This window comes from Streptomyces roseoviridis (genome assembly GCF_039535235.1).
Taxonomy (GTDB): Bacteria; Actinomycetota; Actinomycetes; order Streptomycetales; family Streptomycetaceae; genus Streptomyces; species Streptomyces roseoviridis.
Genome location: NZ_BAAAWU010000001.1, coordinates 973,363 through 994,779, shown reverse-complemented (window position 1 = coordinate 994,779; position 21,417 = coordinate 973,363). Strand labels below are relative to the sequence as shown.

The window sequence follows — 21,417 nt, the reverse complement described above, 5'->3', positions numbered from 1 at the left end:
CCTCAGTCTGCCGTACAAAACCGGCTTGTCCGTACTTCGGCGTCCGGACATGGCCGCTCCCACCGCACCGGAGTACATCCGGCGCGGCGGGAGCGGCGCTCTCGTCAGATCCCGAAAGCCGCCGGATACGAGATCGTGCCCCTGGTCACGGCGTCGGAGCCGCCGAGGTCGAGGGCCATCATCGCCTCGTCGGGAACCTCGAAGGCTGGCTTGATCCCGTACGCGGACGCACGTACGAACCCGAACCGTGGGTAGTACTCCGGATGGCCGAGCACGAGGACGAACCCCTCCCCGCGCAGCCGCGCCGCGTCGAGCACGGCCCGCACGACGGCCTCCCCGGCGCCCCGGCGCTGGTGCGCGGGGGCGACCGCGACGGGAGCGAGCGCCGCCGCCGGGACGCCGTCCACATGACAGCGGGTGATCAGGGCGTGCGCCGCGACCGTGCCGTCCGGGGCCTCCGCGACGTACGACAGGCCCGGGAGCCACGCCTCCGGGTCCCGTCGCAGCGCGTCCACCAGATCCGCCTCCGCCTCGGTCGGGAAGGCGCCGGCCTCCACCCGCCGTACCGCCGCGAGGTCGGCCGCCGTCTCCGGGCGGGTCCGCCAGCGGGCGTCGGCGGGCCGCAGGGCGTAGCCGGTGTAGCCGTAGTCGCCGCCGTGCTCACGGCGCAGCTCCAGCTCCTCCCGGGTCGCGGCCAGCGCCGCCGCCATCCCGGGCGCGGCGGGATCGGCGGCCGCGGCCCGCTCGGCGAGCGGGCCGTAGTACGCGTCCCAGTCGCTCTCGGGCTGCCGTACGGTCCCGAGGACGTGATAGCCGGCGGCGATCGCGGCGGCCGTGTTCTCCGCGGTGGTACGGAGCCGGTAGTGCCGCTCCCAGAAGGCGCGGGCCACCGGGCCCGGCTCCTCGGTCGTCCACTCGCACTCGGTGAGGACCAGGGTCCCTCCGGGCGCGAGCAGCCGGCGCCACTCGGCCAGGGCCCGGTCGAAGCCGATCGCGTAGGCCGAGCTCTCGGCCCAGACCAGGTCGAAGGCGCCGTCGGGCAGGTCCCCCAGCGCGCCCATGTCGGCGCGCAGGGTCCGGATCCGCTCGTCGAGCCCGCGGGCGGCGGCGGCCTTGCGCAGCTCGGCCAGGAACGGCTCGTGCAGGTCGACCGCGGTCACCTGCGCGCCCGCCTCGGCGGCGAGCAGCAGCGCGGAGCGGCCGGGGCGGCAGCCGAGGTCGAGCACGCGCGGGCGCGCGGGCAGCGGGCCGGCCAGGGCGAGCAGCCGGCGGGTGGTGGTGTCGGAGCCGGGGCCCTGGCGCGGCAGGCCGTGGTGCAGGGCGAAGAAGGCGTCGTGAAGCGCCTGGGTGGTGATGTCGTTGTCGGACAACGTGGGAATCCCTTGATGGAGGGGTCCCCGGCCGACGGAGAACGCCGGATCCGGCGGCGGGCGCCGGGGCCGACGGAGAACGTCAGATCGGCCGGGAGACCCGGAAGCTGAGGCTGAACCGGGCGCCGCCGCCGTGGGCGGCCACCGTCGCGACGGTCATCAACCTCAGCTCCTCTCCCTGCCACGTCTGTCGCGCCCAGGCTAGCAGCCGCTCACAGGCACAGCTTGGCCTCGTGCTCGGCGTGACCGGCCGGCTCCAGCTGGAAGGTGCAGTGCTCGACGTCGAAGTGGGAGCCCAGGCACCCCTGGAGGTCGTGCAGCAGCTTCTCGTGGCCCACCGCGTCCAGGGTGTCCTGGCCGACGACCACGTGCGCGGACAGCACCGGCATCCCCGAGGTGATCGTCCAGGCGTGCAGGTCGTGCACGTCCTCGACGCCCGGCAGCTCCAGGATGTGCCGGCGCACCTCGGCCATGTCGACGCCCTTCGGGGCGGCCTCCAGGAGCACGTCCAGGGTCTCCCGCAGCAGTTTGACGGTGCGCGGGACGATCATCAGGCCGATCACGATCGAGGCGATCGGGTCCGCGTACTGCCAGCCCGTCAGCAGGATGACGCCCGCGGCGACGATCACGGTCACCGAGCCGAGCGCGTCGGCGAGGACCTCCAGGTAGGCGCCGCGCACGTTCAGACTCTCCTTCTGGCCGCGCATCAGCAGCGAGAGGGAGACGATGTTCGCCACCAGACCGACCAGGGCGAAGGTGATGGCCAGCCCGCCGCGGGTCTCGGCCGGCTCGACGAACCGCTGGATCGCCTCGTACAGCACGTAGCCGCCGACGCCGAGCAGCAGCAGACAGTTCGCCAGCGCCGCGAGTATCTCGGCGCGCGCGTAGCCGAAGGTGCGGTTGCCCGTCGGAGGCCGGTTCGCGAAGTGGATGGCGAGCAGCGCCATCGCGAGACCGACCGCGTCGGTCGCCATGTGCGCCGCGTCGGCGATCAGGGCGAGCGAATCGGCGAGGACGCCCCCGACGATCTCGATGACCATCACGGAGAGCGTGATGCCGAGTGCGATCCGCAGCCGGTTCCTGTACGCCAGGGCCGCGGTGCCGCTCGGCGGCGGTCCGCCGTGGCTGTGCCCGTGGTCGTGTCCAGCCCCCATGACAAGGCCTCCCGGTCGTGTCGACGACGTGCTCGGTGGTGTCTCCGATGCGCAAGTGAACTACGGGTGGGGGGTATGCGCAACACGGTACTGAACACCGTTGTCATATGCTCTGACCTGCGGTTATGCGGATCGGACGAGGGGTGGCCGAAACCCTGCGCCCGAAGGGCGTCCCGGGCGGTTTGGAAGCCGGGCCGCCGATCACCCATGATGATCACGACAGCACCTGGCGCACCCGTGCGGACGCGAGGCGGCCCCGGGGAGGCCGTGCCGCGAAACCTCGGTGAACTCGCCTCGGCGTCATCCGATAGCCTCAGCCGACGTGCCGCCGCCCGGTGCCGGGCCGCATCGCCGCGCCCGGGGCCGTGCCGTGGGTCCCGCCGGCCCGTCCGCCAGCTCCAAGGAGTGAGTTCGCCCTGTCGACCGCCATCCTCACCGGTCCGCCGGTACCCGGATCGTCGCTCGACGCCGATCTGCGGTCCCTGGGATTCCACGTCGAGGTCGCCTCCGGGCCCCACGAGACGGGCACCCTGCTCGCCGCCGTGCCCGCCGGACAGCGCGTCGCCGTCGTGGACCCCCGGTTCGTCGGCCACCTCCACGCCCTGCGGCTCGCCCTCACCGACCCCCGCTTCCCGGCCGCCGCCGCCCCCGGCGTCCTCACCGCGCAGCCCGAGGCCCGCCCGGCCCTGGCCCGCGCACTCGACCGGGCCGCCGTGCCCGCGGGCGCGCCCGCCGCCGGGACGGCCCTCCCGGACGCCGCCGCCGCGGCGCTCGACGCCGACGGCGTCGCGGTCCACCGGCCGCAGCTCGGCACCCTCGTCGCCGCCGTGCCCGACGACCCCGAGGCCCGCCACCGGGCGCGCGCCGCCGTCGAAGCCGTCGACGAGGAGGCCGTACGGCTCCGCTCCGCCGTCAAGGCCCACGACGGCTTCTTCACCACCTTTTTCATCAGCCCGTACTCGCGCTACATCGCCCGCTGGTGCGCGCGCCGCGGACTGACCCCCAACCAGGTCACCACCGCCTCGCTCCTCACCGCGCTGCTCGCGGCCGGCTGCGCCGCCACCGGCGAGCGCGGCGGCTTCGTCGCGGCCGGCGTGCTGCTCCTGGTCTCCTTCGTCCTGGACTGCACCGACGGGCAGCTGGCCCGCTACTCGCTGCAGTACTCCACGATGGGCGCCTGGCTGGACGCCACCTTCGACCGCGCCAAGGAGTACTCCTTCTACGCGGGCCTCGCGCTCGGCGCCGCCCGAAGCGGCGACGACGTGTGGTTCCTCGCGCTCGGCGCCATGGTCCTCATGACCTGCCGGCATGTCGTGGACTTCTCCTTCAACGAGGCGAACGCCCCCAGCGCGGGCGGCACCGCCAAGACCAGCCTGGCGCTGTCCAGCCGGCTCGACAACGTCGGCTGGACCGTCTGGGCCCGCCGCATGATCATCCTGCCGATCGGCGAGCGCTGGGCGATGATCGCCGTCCTCACCGCCGTCACCAGCCCCCGGACCGTCTTCTGGGCGCTGATCATCGGCTGCGCCTTCGGCGCCTGCTACACCACTGCCGGCCGGCTGCTGCGCTCGCTCAGGAGCACGGCGCCCCGCACGGACGGCGCCGCCCGCGCCCTCGCGGACCTCGCCGACTCCGGACCGCTCGCCGAGGCCGTCGCCCGGGTCACCGCCCGTCGCGCCCCCACCGGATTCCTCGCCCCGCTGCTCGCCCTCCTCGGCGCGGCGGCCGTCGTCTGCACCGCCGCCCTCACCGGCCCCGGCTGGGCCGTCGTGGGCGCCGCCGCCGGCTACGTGGTGCTCTCGGGCCTCGCCGTCGCCGCCCCCCTCAAGGGCGCCCTGGACTGGCTCGTCCGGCCCGTCTTCCGCGCCGCCGAGTACGGCACGATCCTGCTGCTCGCCGCCGGGGCGGACTCCGCGCACGCCCTTCCCGCCGCATTCGGGCTGGTCGCGGCGGTCGCCTACCATCACTACGACACGGTGTACCGCATCCGCGGCGGCACCGGCGCGCCGCCGGCCTGGCTGGTGCGCACCATCGGCGGCCACGAGGGACGCACGCTCGTGGTGGCCGTACTCGCCGCTCTGTCGGCGAACCGCGGCAACGACTTCACCTCGGCGCTCACCGCTCTCGCGGTCGCCGTGGGCCTCGTGGCGCTCGTGGAGTCGGTCCGCTTCTGGGTCTCCTCCGGAGCACCCGCCGTACATGACGAAGGAGAGACAGCATGATTGGCCTCGTACTGGCAGCCGGTGCCGGACGGCGTCTGCGCCCCTACACCGACACGCTTCCGAAGGCCCTCGTGCCCGTGGACCCCGCCGGTGACGGTTCTCTCACCGTGCTCGACCTCACGCTGAAGAACTTCGCCGAGGTCGGCCTCACCGAGGCCGCCATCGTCGTCGGCTACCGCAAGGAGGCCGTGTACGCGCGCAAGGAGGCCCTGGAGGCGAAGTACGGCATCGCGCTGACCCTCATCGACAACGACAAGGCCGAGGAGTGGAACAACGCCTACTCCCTGTGGTGCGCGCGTGAGGTCCTGAAGCGCGGTGTGATCCTCGCCAACGGCGACACCGTCCACCCGGTCTCCGTCGAGAAGACCCTGCTCGCCGCCCGCGGCAACGGCCAGAAGATCATCCTCGCCCTCGACACGGTGAAGAACCTCGCCGACGAGGAGATGAAGGTCGTCACCGCCGAGGGCAAGGGCGTCCAGAAGATCACCAAGCTGATGGACCCGGCCGACGCCACCGGCGAGTACATCGGTGTGACGCTCATCGAGGCCGAGGCCGCCGAGGAGCTCGCCGACGCCCTGAAGGCCACCTTCGAGCGCGACCCCGACCTCTACTACGAGGACGGCTACCAGGAGCTGGTCAACCGCGGCTTCACCGTCGACGTGGCGCCCATCGGCGACGTCAAGTGGGTCGAGATCGACAACCACGACGACCTGGCGAAGGGCCGTGACATCGCGTGCCAGTACTGACCCGGCTCATTCCGTCGCCGGTCGTCGTCGACATCCGCGGAGGAGCGCTGGACGACCTGTCCGCGCTCCTCGCGGACCAGCGGATCTCCAGCAACGGACGGATCGCCGTCGCCATCAGCGGCGGCTCCGGCCTGCGCCTGCGTGACCGCTTCGCCGCCGAGCTCCCGGACGCCGACTGGTACCCGGTGGCGGGCGGCACCATCGACGAAGCCGTCAAGCTGGCCGACGCCATGCGCGGCAAGCGCTACGACGCGGTCGTCGCGCTCGGCGGCGGCAAGATCATCGACGTGACCAAGTACGCGGCGGCCCGGGTCGGCCTGCCGCTCGTCGCCATCGCCACCAACCTGTCGCACGACGGCATCTGCTCGCCGATCTCCACCCTGGACAACGACAACGGCCGCGGGTCCTACGGCGTGCCGACCCCGATCGCGCTGGTCATCGACCTCGACGTGATCCGGGACGCGCCGGTCCGGTTCGTCCGCTCCGGCATCGGCGACGCCATCTCCAACCTCTCCGCCATCGCCGACTGGGAGCTCTCCCACCGCGAGACCGGCGAGAAGGTCGACGGCCTGGCCGCCGCCATGGCCCGCAGCGCGGGCGAGGCGGTGCTGCGCCACCCCGGCGGCGTCGGCGACGACGACTTCCTCGTCACCCTCTCCGAGGGCCTGGTGATGTCCGGCATCGCCATGTCGATCAGCGGCGACAGCCGCCCCTCCTCGGGCGCCTGCCACGAGATCAGCCACGCCTTCGACCTGCTCTACCCGACGCGGGCGGCCAGCCACGGGGAGCAGTGCGGCCTCGGCGCCGCCTTCGCCATGCACCTGCGCGGGGCCCGCGAGGAGTCCGCGCAGATGGTGCAGACCCTCCGTCGGCACGGCCTGCCCGTGCTGGCCGAGGAGATGGGCTTCACCGTCGACGAGTTCGTACGGGCGGTGGACTTCGCCCCGCAGACCCGGCCCGGCCGCTTCACCATCCTCGAACACCTCGACCTTTCCGCCGACGAGATCAGGGACGCATACGCCGACTATGCAAAAGCCATCGGTAGCTGAGCTCCGCCCGGTCGTCCACCCGCCGGGTGTGAAGGACCGGCGGAGCGGCGAACACTGGGGCGGCCGCCTGTACATGCGGGAGATCTCGCTGCGGATCACCCGCCACCTGGTGAACACCCGGGTCACGCCGAACCAGCTCACGTACGTGATGACCCTCGCCGGTGTCCTCGCCGCCCCCGCGCTGCTGATCCCCGGGATCCCGGGGGCGCTGCTCGGCGTGCTCATGGTCCAGCTCTACCTGCTGCTCGACTGCGTCGACGGCGAGGTGGCCCGCTGGAAGCAGCAGTTCTCGCTCGGCGGCGTCTACCTGGACCGGGTCGGCGCCTACCTCTGCGACGCGGCCGTCCTCGTCGGCTTCGGCCTGCGCGCCGCCGACCTGTGGGGCGACGGCCGGATCGACTGGCTGTGGGCCTTCCTCGGCACCCTCGCCGCGCTCGGCGCCATCCTGATCAAGGCCGAGACCGACCTGGTCGGCGTCGCCCGCCACCAGGGCGGCCTGCCGCCGGTGAAGGAGGCCGCCTCCGAGCCGCGCTCCTCCGGCATGGCCCTGGCCCGCCGGGCCGCCGCCGCGCTCAAGTTCCACCGCCTGATCCTGGGGATCGAGGCGTCCCTGCTGATCCTGGTCCTCGCCGTCGCGGACCAGATGCGGGGCGACCTGTTCTTCTCCCGGCTCGGCGTCGCCGTCCTGGCCGGAATCGCCCTGCTGCAGACCGTGCTGCACCTGGTGTCGATCCTCGCGTCCAGCAGGCTGAAGTGAGGGCGCCCGTCATGACCGCACCGATGAAGCTGGGCGCCGTCGTCATCACGATGGGCAACCGGCCCGACGACCTGCGGGCCCTGCTCGACTCGGTCGCCCGGCAGGAGGGCGACCCCATCGAGGTCGTCGTCGTGGGCCAGGGCGTCGAGATCACCGACCTGCCCGACGGCGTCCGCACCGTCACCCTGCCCGAGAACATCGGCATCCCCGGCGGCCGCAACGTCGGCATCGAAGCCTTCGGCCCCGGCGGCACCGACGTCGACGCCCTGCTCTTCCTCGACGACGACGGCCTGCTCGCCAACACCGACACCGCCGAGCTGATCCGCCAGGCCTTCACCGCCGATCCGCGCCTCGGCATCATCAGCTTCCGCATCGCCGACCCCGAGACCGGACTCACCCAGCGCCGGCACGTGCCCCGGCTGCGCGCCTCGGACCCGATGCGCTCCTCGCGGGTGACCACCTTCCTCGGCGGCGCCAACGCGGTGCGGACCAAGGTGTTCGCCGAGGTCGGCGGTCTGCCCGACGCGTTCTTCTACGCGCACGAGGAGACCGACCTCGCCTGGCGGGCGCTCGACGCCGACTGGATGATCGACTACCGTTCCGACATGGTGCTGCTGCACCCCACCACCCCGCCCTCGCGGCACGCGACGTACCACTACAACGTGGCCCGCAACCGGGTGTGGCTGGCTCGCCGCAATCTTCCCGCGCCCCTGGTGCCGGTCTATCTCGGCGTGTGGCTGCTGCTCACCCTGGCACGACGGCCTTCCGTACCAGCCCTCAAGGCATGGTTCGGCGGTTTCCGGGAGGGCTGGACGGCCCCCTGCGGACCTCGGCGACCCATGAGGTGGCGTACGGTGTGGCGGCTGACCCGACTGGGACGTCCGCCCGTCGTCTGACATCGTGGTACCCGACTTGCCGCGCATCTTGAACACGAAAGTTTCGACTTGTGAGTGACACATCCCGGGACGGTGGGGTCGTGACGAGCACCCGGCCGTCCGTCGACGACGGCCTGAGCCCGGCCGAGCTGGCCGCGAAGTACGGTCTGTCCGTCAGCGGAGCCCGGCCGGGGCTCGTGGAGTACGTCCGCCAGCTGTGGGGCCGGCGCCACTTCATCCTGGCCTTCTCCCAGGCGAAGCTCACCGCCCAGTACAGCCAGGCCAAGCTCGGTCAGCTCTGGCAGGTGGTGACGCCCCTGCTGAACGCGCTGGTCTACTTCCTGATCTTCGGTCTGATCCTCGACGCGGACCGGGGCATGTCACGGTCGGTGTACATCCCGTTCCTCGTGACCGGCGTGTTCGTGTTCACCTTCACCCAGAGCTCGGTGATGGCCGGCGTCCGCGCGATCTCCGGCAACCTCGGCCTGGTGCGGGCCCTGCACTTCCCGCGGGCCTCCCTGCCGATCTCCTTCGCGCTCCAGCAGCTCCAGCAGCTGCTGTTCTCGATGGTCGTGCTCATCGTCATCGCCGTGGCCTTCGGCAGCTACCCGGCGCTCAGCTGGCTGCTGATGATCCCCGCGCTGGTGCTGCAGTTCCTCTTCAACGCCGGACTGGCCATGATCGTGGCGCGGATGGGTGCCAAGACGCCCGACCTCGCCCAGCTGATGCCGTTCATCATGCGGACGTGGATGTACGCGTCCGGGGTGATGTTCTCCATCCCGGTGATGCTGAAGGACCAGCCCGCCTGGATCGCCGACCTGCTGCAGTACAACCCGGCCGCCCTCCACATGGACCTGATCCGGTTCGCCCTGATCGACGGCTACGGGGCCTCCAACCTCCCGCCGCACGTCTGGGCCGTCACCGTGGCCTGGTCCGTGGTGATCGGCGTCGGCGGCTTCGTCTACTTCTGGAAGGCCGAGGAGAGGTACGGCCGTGGCTGACCACGACACCCAGGACCGCGTGCCCACCGTCATCGCGGACAACGTCCACATCGTCTACCGGGTCAACGGCGCCGGCGGCGGCAAGGGCAGCGCCACCGCCGCCCTGAGCCGCATCCTGCGCCGCCGCAAGGGCGAGACCGAACGCGGCGTGCGCAAGGTGCACGCCGTGCGCGGCGTCTCCTTCACCGCGTACCGCGGCGAGGCCATCGGCCTGATCGGCACCAACGGCTCCGGCAAGTCGACCCTGCTGCGCGCCATCGCCGGCCTGCTGCCCACCGAGAGCGGCAAGGTCTACACCGACGGCCAGCCCTCGCTGCTCGGCGTCAACGCGGCGCTGATGAGCGACCTGACGGGTGAGCGCAACGTGATCCTCGGCGGCCTCGCCATGGGCATGACCCGCGACGAGATCAAGAGCCGCTATCAGGACATCGTCGACTTCTCCGGCATCAACGAGAAGGGCGACTTCATCTCGCTGCCGATGCGGACCTACTCCTCCGGCATGGGCGCCCGGCTCCGTTTCGCCATCGCGGCCGCCAAGCAGCACGACGTCCTCATGATCGACGAGGCCCTCGCGACCGGTGACCGCAAGTTCCAGATCCGCTCCGAGGAGCGCATCCGCGAGCTGCGCAAGGAGGCCGGCACGGTCTTCCTGGTCAGCCACAGCAACAAGTCGATCCGCGACACCTGCGACCGCGTGCTCTGGCTGGAGAAGGGCGAACTGCTCATGGACGGCCCGACCGACGAGGTCATCTCCGCCTACGAGCGCGAGACCGGAAAGTAGTCCCCGGCCTCCTTCCCCCCGCCGTACGACCGCCCCCGCCGACCCGATCGGCGGGGGCGGTCGCGTGTCCGGAAGCGTGCGGTCATCGCCGGTCGGGAGACCGCCTGGAATGTTCATGCGGTCAACATCGGGCAGGATGAGCGCATGGCAGCGATCTCGGGAGGCAAGACCTACCATCACGGCGATCTGCGCAACGCCCTCATCTGCGCGGCCGTCGACCTCGCCACCGAAGGAGGCCCCGAACGGGTCGTGCTCCGTGAGGCGGCGCGTCGCGTCGGCGTCTCGCCCACCGCCGCCTACCGGCACTTCGAAGGCCGCGGGGAACTCCTCGCGGCCGTCCGCGACCACGCCCGGCGGGCCCTCGCCGACGCCATGGAGCGGACCGCCGCCCGCGCCCCCGGCGCCGACGACCCCGTCCGCGCCGCCGAAGCGCGGCTCGCCGCCCTCTGCCGCGGATACGTCGACTTCGCCGTCGCCCAGCCCGGCCTCTACCGCTCCGCCTTCACCGACCTCCGCACCGGCGCCGACGACACCGGCCTGCCCGGCCCGGCCGGCGACGGCCCGGGGGCCTGCGTCTCCGAGGTGCGTGCGTTCACCCTGCTCACCGAGGCGCTCACCGCCCTCGCCGCCACCGCCCGCCCGCCGCGCGCCACCCGCCCGGCCGCCGAGGCGGCCGCCTGGTCCGCCGTGCACGGACTGTCCCTGCTCCTGCTCGAAGGGCCGCTGCGCCGGCTGCCCGCCCAGCGCAGGGACGACGTCGTCGAGTCCACCCTCGCCATGGTCGTCTCCGGCACCCGCGTCCCCTGAACACCGCCCCGCCCGAGGTTCCGGACGCCGAGGGCGCCCGGCGGGTCAACCTCCTTGGCCGAAAGGGGCGTTGACACAGTCCGCCGTGTCGTGGCCGGGCGGCCGACCCACCGGCGGGGCCCCGGCGCGGCACGAAGCCTCGTACAACGTAAGCTGTACCGGTCTGTTTCGCGGCAAGTGGGGCGATACCCCCAGGCGCCCGGCCACCGGGCACCGAGCCACGGGCAGGGGTCGGCGGCGTGTCCGAAATAGTATGGATTGGGTCCGCAGTGTAGAACGGGAGACGTGACGGCCATGACGCAGAATCTCCAGCTCCACGAGGGTGTCGCCGTCCCCGCGTCGGGCAGCGGCCGGTGACGGGAACCCGGCAGGTGCGACCCGACGCCTCCTCGGCCACGCTCGGCAAGGCCGCGGACGAGAACTTCCCCGTGGCCCCCTTCTTCCTGCCCCGGGCCTGGCGCGACGACCTGATGGCGGTGTACGGCTTCGCCCGCCTGGTCGACGACATCGGCGACGGTGACCTCGCCCCCGGCGGCGCCGACGCCCGCCACCTCGGCGTCGCCCCCGAACACGCCGAGGACCGGCTCGCCCTCCTCGACGCCTTCGAGACCGACCTCCTGCGCGTCTTCGACCCCGCCGGCGGAGCCCCCCGCCACCCGCTGCTGCGCGCCCTCGGCCCGACCGTCGAGCGGTGCCGGCTCACCCCGGAGCCCTTCCTCGGCCTCGTCGCCGCCAACCGCCAGGACCAGCTGGTGCGCCGCTACGAGACCTACGACGACCTCCTCGCCTACTGCGAGCTCTCCGCCAACCCCGTCGGCCGGCTCGTCCTCGCCCTCACCGGCACCGCCACCCCCGAGCGGATCCGCCGCTCCGACGAGATCTGCACCGCGCTGCAGATCGTCGAGCACCTCCAGGACGTCGCCGAGGACCTCGCCCGCGACCGGATCTACCTGCCCGCCGAGGACCTGAAGCGGTTCCACGTCACCGAGGACGACCTCGCCCGCCCCACCGCCGGCGCCTCGGTGCGCGCCCTGATCGCCTTCGAGGCGGACCGGGCCCGCGCCCTGCTGGACGCCGGCACCCCGCTCGTCGGCAGCGTCCACGGCCGGCTCCGGCTGCTGCTCGCCGGCTTCACCGGCGGCGGACACGCGGCGCTCGACGCGATCGCCGCCGCGGGCTTCGACGTCCTGCCCGGGCCGCCCAAGGCCGCCAAACGGAGTCTGATGCGCCGGGCGGGCGCCGTCCTGCTCACGGCGGGGAGAGAGGGGTGAGCCGCACCGTGGAGGGACAGCCGCAGCCGTCCGCGCCGGTCCAGGCCGCGTACAGCTACTGCGAGGCCGTGACCGGAGGTCAGGCCCGCAACTTCGCCTACGGGATCCGGCTCCTGCCGACCGAGAAGCGACAGGCCATGTCGGCGCTCTACGCCTTCTCGCGCCGGGTCGACGACATCGGCGACGGGCCGCTCCCGCCCGGCGAGAAGAAGGACCGGCTGGAGGCCACCCGCACGCTCCTCGGCCGGATCCGCGCCGGGGAGATCGAGGAGGACGACACCGACCCCGTCGCCGTCGCCCTCGCCGACTCCGCCCGCCGCTTCCCCATCCCGCTCGACGGACTCGACGAGCTCATCGACGGCGTCCTCATGGACGTGCGCGGCGAGACCTACGAGACCTGGGACGACCTCAAGGTCTACTGCCGGTGCGTGGCCGGCGCCATCGGCCGGCTCTCCCTCGGCGTCTTCGGCACCCAGCCCGGCGCGCCGGGCGCCGACCGCGCCCCGGAGTACGCCGACACCCTCGGCCTCGCCCTCCAGCTCACCAACATCCTCCGCGACGTCCGCGAGGACGCCGGCAACGGCCGCACCTACCTGCCCGCCGACGACCTGGCCAAGTTCGGCTGCTCCGACGGCTTCGGCTCCGCCACCCCGCCCGCCGGATCCGACTTCGCCGGCCTGGTCCACTTCGAGGTCCGCCGCGCCCGCGCCCTCTTCGCCGAGGGCTACCGGCTCCTGCCGATGCTGGACCGCCGCAGCGGCGCCTGCGTCGCCGCCATGGCCGGCATCTACCGCCGCCTGCTCGACCGCATCGAACGCGACCCCGAGGCCGTCCTGCGCGGCCGCGTCTCGCTCCCCGGCCACGAGAAGGCCTACGTCGCCGTCCGCGGCCTCTCCGGCCTCGACACCCGCCACCTCTCCCGCCGCGCCCCCGGGCGGTCCGCGTGACACCCACCCCGCCCCCGGCCGGCCGGGAGGCCGGTTCGAGGGCGGCCGCCGGGCCCGGACACCCCGGCTCCCCGCCGGCGGGAGCGGGCCGGTGGCGTGCCGTCGCGGCCGCCGCGCCCGCGGCCGCCGGCGCCGTGACGGCACGGGACGCAGCCCGGGTGGTGGCCGGAAACGGCCTCCCGGCCGGTGGCGGGACCGGCGCGTCCGGTGTGCCGAGGCGTGCTCCGCGCGCCGGTCGCAGTACGGTGCTCCGGCGTGCGGTCAGCAGGGCGCCCGGGGCGACCGGGTCGCGTGGCGTACCCGTCGGGGCCGCGCGCCCGACCGGCTGCCCGGACGGCGGCCCCCGGGCGTTCGCCGGGCCGGTCGGTGGTGCCGGGGCGGCGCCGTACGGGACACCCGGGACAACCCGCGGACGCGCCTTCGCGTCCCTGAGCACGACACTCCGAGGGGAGGCCGCATGACCGCCGACGAGGGCCGCGCCGCGGCCGAGGACATCCAGCCGGTCCGGCCGGGCCACGAAACCCCCCGGCCCGCCGGGCCGGTGAACACGGGGCACGGCGGCCGCTCGCGCCCCCACGCCGTCGTCGTCGGCGGCGGCCTCGCCGGGGTGACCACCGCCCTGCAGCTGGCCGAGGCGGGCGTGCGCGTCACCCTGCTCGAAGGCCGGCCCCGGCTCGGCGGACTGGCGTTCTCCTTCCAGCGCGGCGAACTGACCGTCGACAACGGCCAGCACGTCTACCTCCGCTGCTGCACCGCCTACCGCTGGTTCCTCGACCGGATCGGCGGCGCCCACCTCGCCCCCGTACAGCCGCGGCTCGACGTGCCCGTGCTCGACGTCGCACACCCGCGCGGGCCGCGGCTCGGGCGGCTGCGTCGCACCGCCCTTCCCGTGCCGCTGCACCTGGCGCGGAGCCTCGCCGGCTACCCGCACCTCTCGCTCGCCGAGCGCGCCTCCGTCGCCCGCGCCGCGCTCGCGCTGAAGAAGCTCGACCCCGCCGACCCGGCCCTCGACGGCATCGACTTCGCCACCTGGCTCGGCCGCCACGGCCAGTCCGCCCGCACCGTCGAGGCCCTGTGGGACCTGGTCGGCGTCGCCACCCTCAACGCCACCGCCCCGCACGCCTCCATGGGCCTGGCCGCGATGGTCTTCAAGACCGGCCTCCTCTCCGAACCCGGCGCCGCCGACATCGGCTGGGCGCGCGTCCCCCTCGGCGAACTCCACCACACCCTCGCCGGCAAGGCCCTGGACTCCCTCGGCGTCCGCACCGAGCTGCGCACCAAGGCCGAGCGGATCAGCCGCACCGACGACGGACGCTGGGCCGTCCAGGTGCCGGGGGAGACCCTGGAGGCCGACACGGTCGTGCTCGCAGTCCCGCAGCGCGAGACCCGCGAGCTGCTGCCCGACGGCGCCCTCGACGACCCCGACCGGCTCCTTGACATCGGCACCGCCCCCATCCTCAACCTGCACGTCGTCTACGACCGCAAGGTGCTGCGGCAGCCCTTCTTCACCGCGCTCGGCTCCCCGGTCCAGTGGGTCTTCGACCGCACCGAGTCCTCGGGCCTGACCGGAGGCGGCCAGTACCTCGCCGTCTCCCAGTCCGCCGCCCACGACGACATCGACGAGCCCGTCGCCGTCCTGCGCGAGCGCTACCTCCCGGAGCTGGAGCGACTGCTGCCCGCCGCCCGCGGCGCCGGCATCCGGGACTTCTTCGTCACCCGCGAGCGGACCGCCACGTTCGCCCCGACCCCAGGCGTCGGCCGGCTCCGCCCCGGCGCCCGCACCCACGCCCCCGGCCTCCACCTGGCCGGCGCGTGGACCGCCACCGGCTGGCCCGCGACCATGGAGGGTGCCGTCCGCAGCGGCTTCAGCGCCGCCGGCGCGGCGCTCTTCGCCCTCGGCCGCCATTACGACCATCCGCTGCAGGAGGCGGCATGAGTGTGAGTACCGGAACAAGAGGAGAGACCGTGCCGACTGCGCCCCCGGGAAATCCGGCCGTCGACACCGCGGACGTCGCCGCACTGCTGGAACGGGGCCGAGCCCTGTCCACGCCCGTCCTGCGGGCGGCCGTCGACCGCCTCGCGCCGCCCATGAACACCGTGGCCGCCTACCACTTCGGCTGGATCGACGCCCACGGCAGGCCCGCCGACGGCGACGGCGGAAAGGCCGTTCGCCCCGCGCTCGCGCTCATCTCCGCCGAGGCGGCCGGCGCCGCCCCCGAGGTCGGCGTCCCCGGCGCCGTCGCCGTGGAGCTGGTCCACAACTTCTCGCTGCTGCACGACGACCTGATGGACGGCGACGAGCAGCGCCGCCACCGCGACACGGTGTGGAAGGTGCACGGCCCCGCCCAGGCGATCCTGGTCGGCGACGCCCTCTTCGCCCTCGCCAACGAGCTGCTGCTGGAGATCGGCACCGTCGAGGCCGGCCGCGCCACCCGCCGCCTGACCACCGCCACCCGCAAGCTCATCGACGGGCAGGCCCAGGACATCTCCTACGAGCACCGGGAGCGGGTCACCGTCGAGGAGTGCCTGGAGATGGAGGGCAACAAGACCGGCGCCCTCCTCGCCTGCGCCGTCTCCATCGGCGCCGTCCTCGGCGGCGCGGACGACCGCACCGCCGACAAGCTGGAGGAGTACGGCTACCACCTGGGCCTCGCCTTCCAGGCGATCGACGACCTCCTCGGCATCTGGGGCGACCCGGTCGCCACCGGCAAGCAGACCTGGTCCGACCTGCGCCAGCGCAAGAAGTCGCTGCCGGTCGTCGCCGCCCTCGCGGCCGGCGGCCCGGCCTCCGAGCGGCTCGGCGAACTGCTCGCCGCCGACGCCAAGAGCATCGACTTCGACTCGTTCTCCGAGGAGGAGTTCGCCACCCGCGCCGCCCTCATCGAGGAGGCCGGCGGCCGCGAGTGGACCTCCCAGGAGGCCCGCCGCCAGCACGCCGTCGCCATCGAGGCGCTGCACGAGGTGGACCTGCCGGCCCGCGTCCGCGCCCAGCTCACGGCACTGGCCGATTTCGTCGTCGTACGGAAGAGATGATCACCATCACCCTGATATGAGTTCGCAGTCGCCGGCCGGTGCCCTGCGGCACCGGCCGACGGCAGACCCGAAGAAGCAGAACGTACGCGGAAGTACACCGACTGCACGAAGGGGAAGCCATGACAGCGACGACCGACGGAAGCGCCGGGCCCATGGGACCCCGGGCAGCCGCGGCAAGCGAAACGACCACCGACGCCGCCCCGGAGACGGGTGTCCTCGACACGCCCCCGAAGGTCGCGGTCCGCCCGGACGCTCCGGAGGCGACGATCCTCGCGGACCCTCTGAAGGCGACGATCCTCGCGGACCGTCCGGCGACGGGCGTCCTCGAACCCCCCGCGGCGGGCGACCTCGACGAGGCCGCCGCCAGGGCGGCGGAACGCTCCGTCGAACACCTCCTCGGCCGGCAGGACGCCGAGGGCTGGTGGAAGGGCGACCTGGAGACCAACGTCACCATGGACGCCGAGGACCTGCTGCTCCGCCAGTTCCTCGGGATCCTCGACCCGGACACCACCCGCGCCGCCGCCCTCCACATCCGCGGCGAACAGCGCGAGGACGGCACCTGGGCCACCTTCTACGGCGGGCCTGGCGAACTGTCCGCCACCATCGAGGCGTACGTCGCCCTGCGACTGGCCGGCGACCCGCCGGACGCCCCGCACATGGCCCGCGCCTCCGCCTGGATCCGCGCGCGGGGCGGCATGGCCGAGGCCCGGGTCTTCACCCGGATCTGGCTCGCCCTCTTCGGCTGGTGGCGCTGGGAGGACCTGCCCGAGCTGCCGCCCGAGCTGATCTTCCTGCCGAGCTGGTTCCCGCTCAACCTCTACGACTTCGGCTGCTGGGCACGGCAGACGATCGTGCCGCTCACCGTCGTCTCCGCCAAGCGGCCCGTGCGGCCCGCGCCCTTCCCGCTGGACGAGCTGCACACCGACCCGGCCCGCCCGAACCCGCGCAAGCCCCTGGCGGCCGTGGCGAGCTGGGACGGCTTCTTCCAGCGCGTCGACAAGGGCCTGCACCTCTACCGCCGGATCGCCCCGCGCCGACTGCGCAAGATCGCCATGGACGTGGCCGCCCGCTGGATCGTCGAGCGGCAGGAGAACGACGGCTGCTGGGGCGGCATCCAGCCGCCGGCCGTCTACTCCGTGATCGCCCTCCACCTCCTCGGCTACGACCTCCGGCACCCCGTGATGCGCGCGGGCCTGGAGTCCCTCGACCGGTTCGCGGTGTGGCGCGAGGACGGCGCCCGCATGATCGAGGCCTGTCAGTCCCCGGTCTGGGACACCTGCCTGGCCACCATCGCCCTCGCCGACGCCGGCGTCCGCCCCGACCACCCCGCGCTGGTCAAGGCGGCCGACTGGATGCTCGGCGAGGAGGTCGTCCGCAAGGGCGACTGGGCGGTCCGCCGGCCCGGACTGCCGCCGGGCGGCTGGGCGTTCGAGTTCCACAACGACAACTACCCGGACATCGACGACACCGCCGAGGTCGTCCTGGCGCTGCGCCGGGTCCGGCACCCCGACCCGGAGCGGCTGAACGCGGCCGTCGCCCGCGGCACCCGCTGGACCCTCGGCATGCAGTCGAGGAACGGCGCCTGGGGCGCCTTCGACGCCGACAACACCAGCGGCCTCCCCAACAGGCTGCCGTTCTGCGACTTCGGCGAGGTCATCGACCCGCCCTCGGCCGACGTCACCGCCCACGTGGTCGAGATGCTCGCCTACGAGGGCAAGACCGAGGACCCCCGCACCCGCCGCGGCCTGGCCTGGCTGCTCGCCCAACAGGAGCCCTGCGGCGCCTGGTTCGGCCGCTGGGGCGTCAACTACGTCTACGGTACGGGCTCGGTCGTCCCGGCCCTGACCGCCGCCGGCCTGCCCACCGGCCACCCGGCGATCCGGCGGGCCGTCGCCTGGCTGGAGTCGGTGCAGAACGAGGACGGCGGCTGGGGCGAGGACCTGCGCTCGTACCGCGAGGAGCGGTGGATCGGACGGGGCGCCTCCACCGCCTCCCAGACCGCGTGGGCGCTGATCGCCCTGCTCGCGGCCGGCGAGCGGGAGTCCGCCGCGGTCCGGCGGGGCGTCGCCTGGCTGGTCGAGACGCAGAGGGAGGACGGCTCCTGGGACGAGCCGTACTTCACCGGCACCGGCTTCCCCTGGGACTTCTCCATCAACTACCACCTGTACCGGCAGGTCTTCCCGCTCACCGCGCTCGGCCGCTATGTGAACGGCGAGCCCGTGCTGCACGGCCCGGAGGGCGGCTGATGGCCGGGGAGCCGGCCGGGAACCCGGGCGCACCGGCCGCCGTGCCCCCGCTGGTCATCGCCTGCGCCCTCGGCATCGAGAAGCTCGCCCTGCGCAGCGGTGACCGGGGCGGAGCCCCCGCACCCGTCACCGTGGTGCGGAGCGGAATGGGCCCGGAGCACGCGCGCCGGGCCGTCACCCGCGCCCTGGAACGGGAGGCGTGGCGCGACGCGGCCGTCATCGCCTCCGGCTTCTGCGCGGGGCTCGCACCGGGCATGCACCCCGGCGACCTGATCGTCGCCGAGGAGACCCGCGACGTCGACGGCACCACTGTCTGCGCGGGCACCGAGCTCCTGGTGAAGGCGCTCACCCGCGCCGTGCCGGGGCGGACCGTCCACACCGGCCCCCTGACCGGCTCCGACCACGTGGTGCGCGGCCCCGAGCGGGCCGCGCTGCGGGCCGGCGGAGCGATCGCCGTCGACATGGAGTCGGCCGCCACGCTGCGCACCGCGACGGCGGCCGGACCGCGCCCGGTGGCGGCCGTACGGGTGGTCGTGGACGCCCCGGAGCACGAACTGGTCCGGATCGGCACGGTCCGCGGGGGAATATCGGCCTTCCGCGTCCTTCGTGCCGTCCTTCCCGCATTCTTCGAATGGCACCGTTCTTTGCTGCTCCCCAGGAGGTGAGCGAGTTATGGCCATGCCGCTCCGTCAGTCCATCCGGGTCGGGACCTACCTCTTCGAACAGAAGCTCCGCAAGCGGGACAAGTTCCCGCTGATCGTCGAGCTCGAGCCGCTGTACGCGTGCAACCTCAAGTGCGAGGGCTGCGGGAAGATCCAGCATCCCGCGGGCGTCCTCAAGCAGCGCATGCCGGTGGCCCAGGCGGTCGGTGCCGTCCTGGAGTCCGGCGCGCCGATGGTCTCCATCGCCGGTGGAGAACCGTTGATGCACCCGCAGATCGACGAGATCGTGCGCCAGTTGGTGGCCAAGCGGAAATACGTCTTCCTGTGCACCAACGCGATGCTGCTGCGCAAGAAGCTCGACGACTTCGCCCCTTCCCGGTACTTCGCCTTCGCCGTGCACATCGACGGACTGCGCGAACGCCACGACGAGTCCGTCGCCAAGGAAGGCGTCTTCGACGAGGCGGTCGCCGCCATCAAGGAGGCCAAGCGGCGCGGCTTCCGGGTCACCACCAATTCCACGTTCTTCAACACCGACACCCCGCAGACGATCATCGAGGTGCTCAACTTCCTCAACGACGACCTGAAGGTCGACGAAATGATGATCTCGCCCGCCTACGCCTATGAAAAGGCCCCCGACCAGGAGCACTTCCTCGGTGTCGAACAGACCAGGGAGCTCTTCAGGAAGGCCTTCGCGGGCGGAAACCGGCGCCGCTGGCGGCTCAACCACTCGCCGCTCTTCCTCGACTTCCTCGAAGGGAAGGCCGACTTCCCCTGCACCGCGTGGGCGATCCCCAACTACTCCCTCTTCGGGTGGCAGCGCCCCTGCTATCTGATGAGCGACGGCTACGTCCCCACGTACCGCGAGCTCATCGAGGAGACGGACTGGGACAAGTACGGCCGCGGCAAGGACCCGCGCTGCGCCAACTGCATGGCGCACTGCGGCTACGAGCCCACCGCCGTCCTCGCCACCATGGGCTCGCTCAAGGAGTCGCTGCGGGCGATGCGCGAGACCGTCTCCGGGAACGGGTGACCGCGCCATGACGGGCGCTTTCGACCTGAGGGCGCTGCTCGCCGAGCGCGGCGGCGAGCGCTACGAGCTGCACGCCCGGCACCTCAACCACCAGCTGCCGCGCATGCTCCACACCATCGGCTTCGACAAGGTGTACGAGCGGGCCGAGGGCGCGCACTTCTGGGACGCCGACGGCGCCGACTACCTCGACATGCTGGCCGGCTTCGGCGTCATGGGGCTCGGCCGGCACCATCCCGTGGTGCGCAAGGCGCTGCACGACGTCCTCGACGCCCAGCTCGCCGACCTCACCCGCTTCGACTGCCAGCCGCTGCCCGGGCTGCTCGCCGAGAAGCTGCTCGCCCACAGCCCGCACCTCGACCGGGTGTTCTTCGGCAACAGCGGCACCGAGGCCGTGGAGACCGCCCTGAAGTTCGCCCGGTACGCCACCGGCCGCACCAGGATCGTCTACTGCTCCCACGCCTTCCACGGTCTGACGACGGGCTCGCTCTCCGTCAACGGGGAGAAGGGCTTCCGGGAGGGCTTCGCCCCGCTGCTGCCCGACACGGCGATCGGGCTCGGCGACCTCGACGCCCTGGAGCGGGAGCTGCGGCGGGGCGACGTGGCCGCCTTCGTCGTCGAACCCGTCCAGGGCAAGGGCGTCCACGAGGCCCCGCCCGGCTTCCTGCGCGCCGCCCAGGAACTCCTCCACCGGCACGGCGCCCTGCTGATCGCCGACGAGGTGCAGACCGGCCTCGGCCGGACCGGCGACTTCTACGCGTACCAACACGAGGAGGGCGTCGAGCCGGACCTGGTCTGCGTCGCCAAGGCCCTCTCCGGCGGCTACGTGCCGGTCGGCGCCACCCTCGGCAAGGACTGGATCTTCAAGAAGGTCTACTCGTCCATGGACCGGGTGCTCGTCCACTCGGCCAGCTTCGGGTCGAACGCGCAGGCCATGGCGGCGGGCCTGGCCGTGCTCTCGGTGATGGAGACCGAGGGCACGGTGGCGCACGTCCGCCGGATCGGCGACCTGCTCGCCGGCCGGCTGCGCGAGCTCGTGCCGCGCTACGAGCTGCTGCACGAGATCCGCGGTCGCGGCCTGATGATCGGTATCGAGTTCGGCCGTCCGTCCTCGCTGGCGCTGCGCAGCCGCTGGACGATGCTCCAGGCGGCCCGCAAGGGACTCTTCGCCCAGATGGTCGTGGTGCCGCTGCTCCAGCGCCACCGCATCCTGACCCAGGTCTCGGGCGACCACCTGGAGGTCATCAAGCTGATCCCGCCGCTGATCATCGACGCGGCGGACGTGGACCGCTTCGTGACGGCCTTCACGGCGGTGATGGACGACGCCCACGGGGGCGGCGGCCTGATGTGGGACTTCGGGAAGACGCTGGTCAAGCAGGCGGTCGCGCAGCGCTAGCGTCCCGGCCGCCCGGCCGGGGACGTGCAGGGCTTGTCTCTGAGGCAAGAAAGTTGCCTCAGAGGCAGGATCC

General features: G+C 73.0%; 18 protein-coding genes. 16 read left to right on the top strand and 2 right to left on the bottom strand.

Annotation, left to right across the window (positions count from 1 at the left end):
- Positions 1-104 precede the first annotated feature (104 nt).
- Positions 105-1,370 carry a bifunctional class I SAM-dependent methyltransferase/N-acetyltransferase gene (locus tag ABD954_RS04290; protein ID WP_345484404.1) on the bottom strand — a complete coding sequence of 422 codons (1,266 nt, stop codon included), beginning with the start codon at positions 1,368-1,370 and terminating at the stop codon, positions 105-107.
- 212 nt (positions 1,371-1,582) lie between these two features.
- Positions 1,583-2,524 carry a cation diffusion facilitator family transporter gene (locus ABD954_RS04285; protein ID WP_345484403.1) on the bottom strand — a complete coding sequence of 314 codons (942 nt, stop codon included), beginning with the start codon at positions 2,522-2,524 and terminating at the stop codon, positions 1,583-1,585.
- A gap of 416 nt (positions 2,525-2,940) precedes the next feature.
- Here ABD954_RS04285 and ABD954_RS04280 point away from each other — a divergent pair, with 416 nt between their 5' ends.
- From ABD954_RS04280 to ABD954_RS04205, 16 genes are all read left to right on the top strand, one after another.
- Positions 2,941-4,746 (top strand): DUF5941 domain-containing protein, encoded by a 1,806-nt coding sequence (locus ABD954_RS04280; protein WP_345491954.1) that lies wholly within the window; start codon positions 2,941-2,943, stop codon positions 4,744-4,746.
- The gene (locus tag ABD954_RS04275) at positions 4,743-5,492 is read left to right on the top strand and encodes a phosphocholine cytidylyltransferase family protein (protein ID WP_345484402.1); all 750 of its coding nucleotides are present in this window, start codon (positions 4,743-4,745) and stop codon (positions 5,490-5,492) included. Before ABD954_RS04280 ends, ABD954_RS04275 begins: the two co-directional genes overlap by 4 nt.
- The gene (locus ABD954_RS04270) at positions 5,480-6,541 is read left to right on the top strand and encodes an iron-containing alcohol dehydrogenase family protein (protein WP_345484401.1); all 1,062 of its coding nucleotides are present in this window, start codon (positions 5,480-5,482) and stop codon (positions 6,539-6,541) included. The genes ABD954_RS04275 and ABD954_RS04270 overlap by 13 nt, the downstream gene beginning before the upstream one ends.
- Entirely contained in the window at positions 6,519-7,298 is a 780-nt protein-coding gene (locus ABD954_RS04265) for a CDP-alcohol phosphatidyltransferase family protein (RefSeq protein WP_345484400.1), read from the top strand. The genes ABD954_RS04270 and ABD954_RS04265 overlap by 23 nt, the downstream gene beginning before the upstream one ends.
- Positions 7,299-7,309: 11 nt before the next feature.
- Entirely contained in the window at positions 7,310-8,194 is an 885-nt protein-coding gene (locus ABD954_RS04260) for a glycosyltransferase family 2 protein (RefSeq protein WP_345484399.1), read from the top strand.
- 50 nt (positions 8,195-8,244) lie between these two features.
- Entirely contained in the window at positions 8,245-9,174 is a 930-nt protein-coding gene (locus tag ABD954_RS04255; RefSeq protein WP_345484398.1) for an ABC transporter permease, read from the top strand.
- A complete protein-coding gene (locus ABD954_RS04250; RefSeq protein ID WP_345484397.1) occupies positions 9,167-9,955 on the top strand; it encodes an ABC transporter ATP-binding protein in 789 nt (262 codons plus the stop codon). Before ABD954_RS04255 ends, ABD954_RS04250 begins: the two co-directional genes overlap by 8 nt.
- A 144-nt stretch (positions 9,956-10,099) precedes the next feature.
- Entirely contained in the window at positions 10,100-10,762 is a 663-nt protein-coding gene (locus ABD954_RS04245; protein ID WP_345484396.1) for a TetR/AcrR family transcriptional regulator, read from the top strand.
- Between the two features lie 353 nt (positions 10,763-11,115).
- A complete protein-coding gene (gene hpnC, locus ABD954_RS04240) occupies positions 11,116-12,033 on the top strand; it encodes a squalene synthase HpnC (RefSeq protein ID WP_345484395.1) in 918 nt (305 codons plus the stop codon).
- Positions 12,030-12,980 (top strand): presqualene diphosphate synthase HpnD, encoded by a 951-nt coding sequence (gene hpnD / locus ABD954_RS04235; protein WP_345484394.1) that lies wholly within the window; start codon positions 12,030-12,032, stop codon positions 12,978-12,980. The genes hpnC and hpnD overlap by 4 nt, the downstream gene beginning before the upstream one ends.
- Before the next feature lie 457 nt (positions 12,981-13,437).
- Positions 13,438-14,916: a hydroxysqualene dehydroxylase HpnE gene (hpnE, locus tag ABD954_RS04230; RefSeq protein WP_345484393.1), complete on the top strand. Its 1,479-nt coding sequence runs from the start codon at positions 13,438-13,440 to the stop codon at positions 14,914-14,916.
- A complete protein-coding gene (locus tag ABD954_RS04225) occupies positions 14,913-16,013 on the top strand; it encodes a polyprenyl synthetase family protein (protein ID WP_345484392.1) in 1,101 nt (366 codons plus the stop codon). Before hpnE ends, ABD954_RS04225 begins: the two co-directional genes overlap by 4 nt.
- A 119-nt stretch (positions 16,014-16,132) precedes the next feature.
- On the top strand, positions 16,133-18,259 hold the full coding sequence (gene shc, locus ABD954_RS04220) for a squalene--hopene cyclase (RefSeq protein WP_345484391.1): 2,127 nt from the start codon (positions 16,133-16,135) through the stop codon (positions 18,257-18,259).
- Positions 18,259-18,924, top strand: coding sequence for a phosphorylase family protein (locus ABD954_RS04215; RefSeq protein WP_345484390.1), 666 nt, complete (start codon positions 18,259-18,261; stop codon positions 18,922-18,924). Before shc ends, ABD954_RS04215 begins: the two co-directional genes overlap by 1 nt.
- Before the next feature lie 7 nt (positions 18,925-18,931).
- Positions 18,932-19,951 carry an adenosyl-hopene transferase HpnH gene (gene hpnH / locus ABD954_RS04210; RefSeq protein WP_345484389.1) on the top strand — a complete coding sequence of 340 codons (1,020 nt, stop codon included), beginning with the start codon at positions 18,932-18,934 and terminating at the stop codon, positions 19,949-19,951.
- A gap of 7 nt (positions 19,952-19,958) precedes the next feature.
- A complete protein-coding gene (locus ABD954_RS04205) occupies positions 19,959-21,344 on the top strand; it encodes an aspartate aminotransferase family protein (RefSeq protein ID WP_345484388.1) in 1,386 nt (461 codons plus the stop codon).
- Positions 21,345-21,417: the final 73 nt, after the last annotated feature.

Coding starts and splice junctions, on each gene's coding strand:
- ABD954_RS04285 (WP_345484403.1), bottom strand. CDS start 2,524: ATGGGGGCTGGACACGACCACGGGCACAGCCACGGCGGACCGCCGCCG.
- ABD954_RS04275 (WP_345484402.1), top strand. CDS start 4,743: ATGATTGGCCTCGTACTGGCAGCCGGTGCCGGACGGCGTCTGCGCCCC.
- ABD954_RS04265 (WP_345484400.1), top strand. CDS start 6,519: ATGCAAAAGCCATCGGTAGCTGAGCTCCGCCCGGTCGTCCACCCGCCG.
- ABD954_RS04260 (WP_345484399.1), top strand. CDS start 7,310: ATGACCGCACCGATGAAGCTGGGCGCCGTCGTCATCACGATGGGCAAC.
- ABD954_RS04245 (WP_345484396.1), top strand. CDS start 10,100: ATGGCAGCGATCTCGGGAGGCAAGACCTACCATCACGGCGATCTGCGC.
- hpnE (WP_345484393.1), top strand. CDS start 13,438: ATGACCGCCGACGAGGGCCGCGCCGCGGCCGAGGACATCCAGCCGGTC.
- ABD954_RS04225 (WP_345484392.1), top strand. CDS start 14,913: ATGAGTGTGAGTACCGGAACAAGAGGAGAGACCGTGCCGACTGCGCCC.
- shc (WP_345484391.1), top strand. CDS start 16,133: ATGACAGCGACGACCGACGGAAGCGCCGGGCCCATGGGACCCCGGGCA.
- ABD954_RS04215 (WP_345484390.1), top strand. CDS start 18,259: ATGGCCGGGGAGCCGGCCGGGAACCCGGGCGCACCGGCCGCCGTGCCC.
- hpnH (WP_345484389.1), top strand. CDS start 18,932: ATGGCCATGCCGCTCCGTCAGTCCATCCGGGTCGGGACCTACCTCTTC.
- ABD954_RS04205 (WP_345484388.1), top strand. CDS start 19,959: ATGACGGGCGCTTTCGACCTGAGGGCGCTGCTCGCCGAGCGCGGCGGC.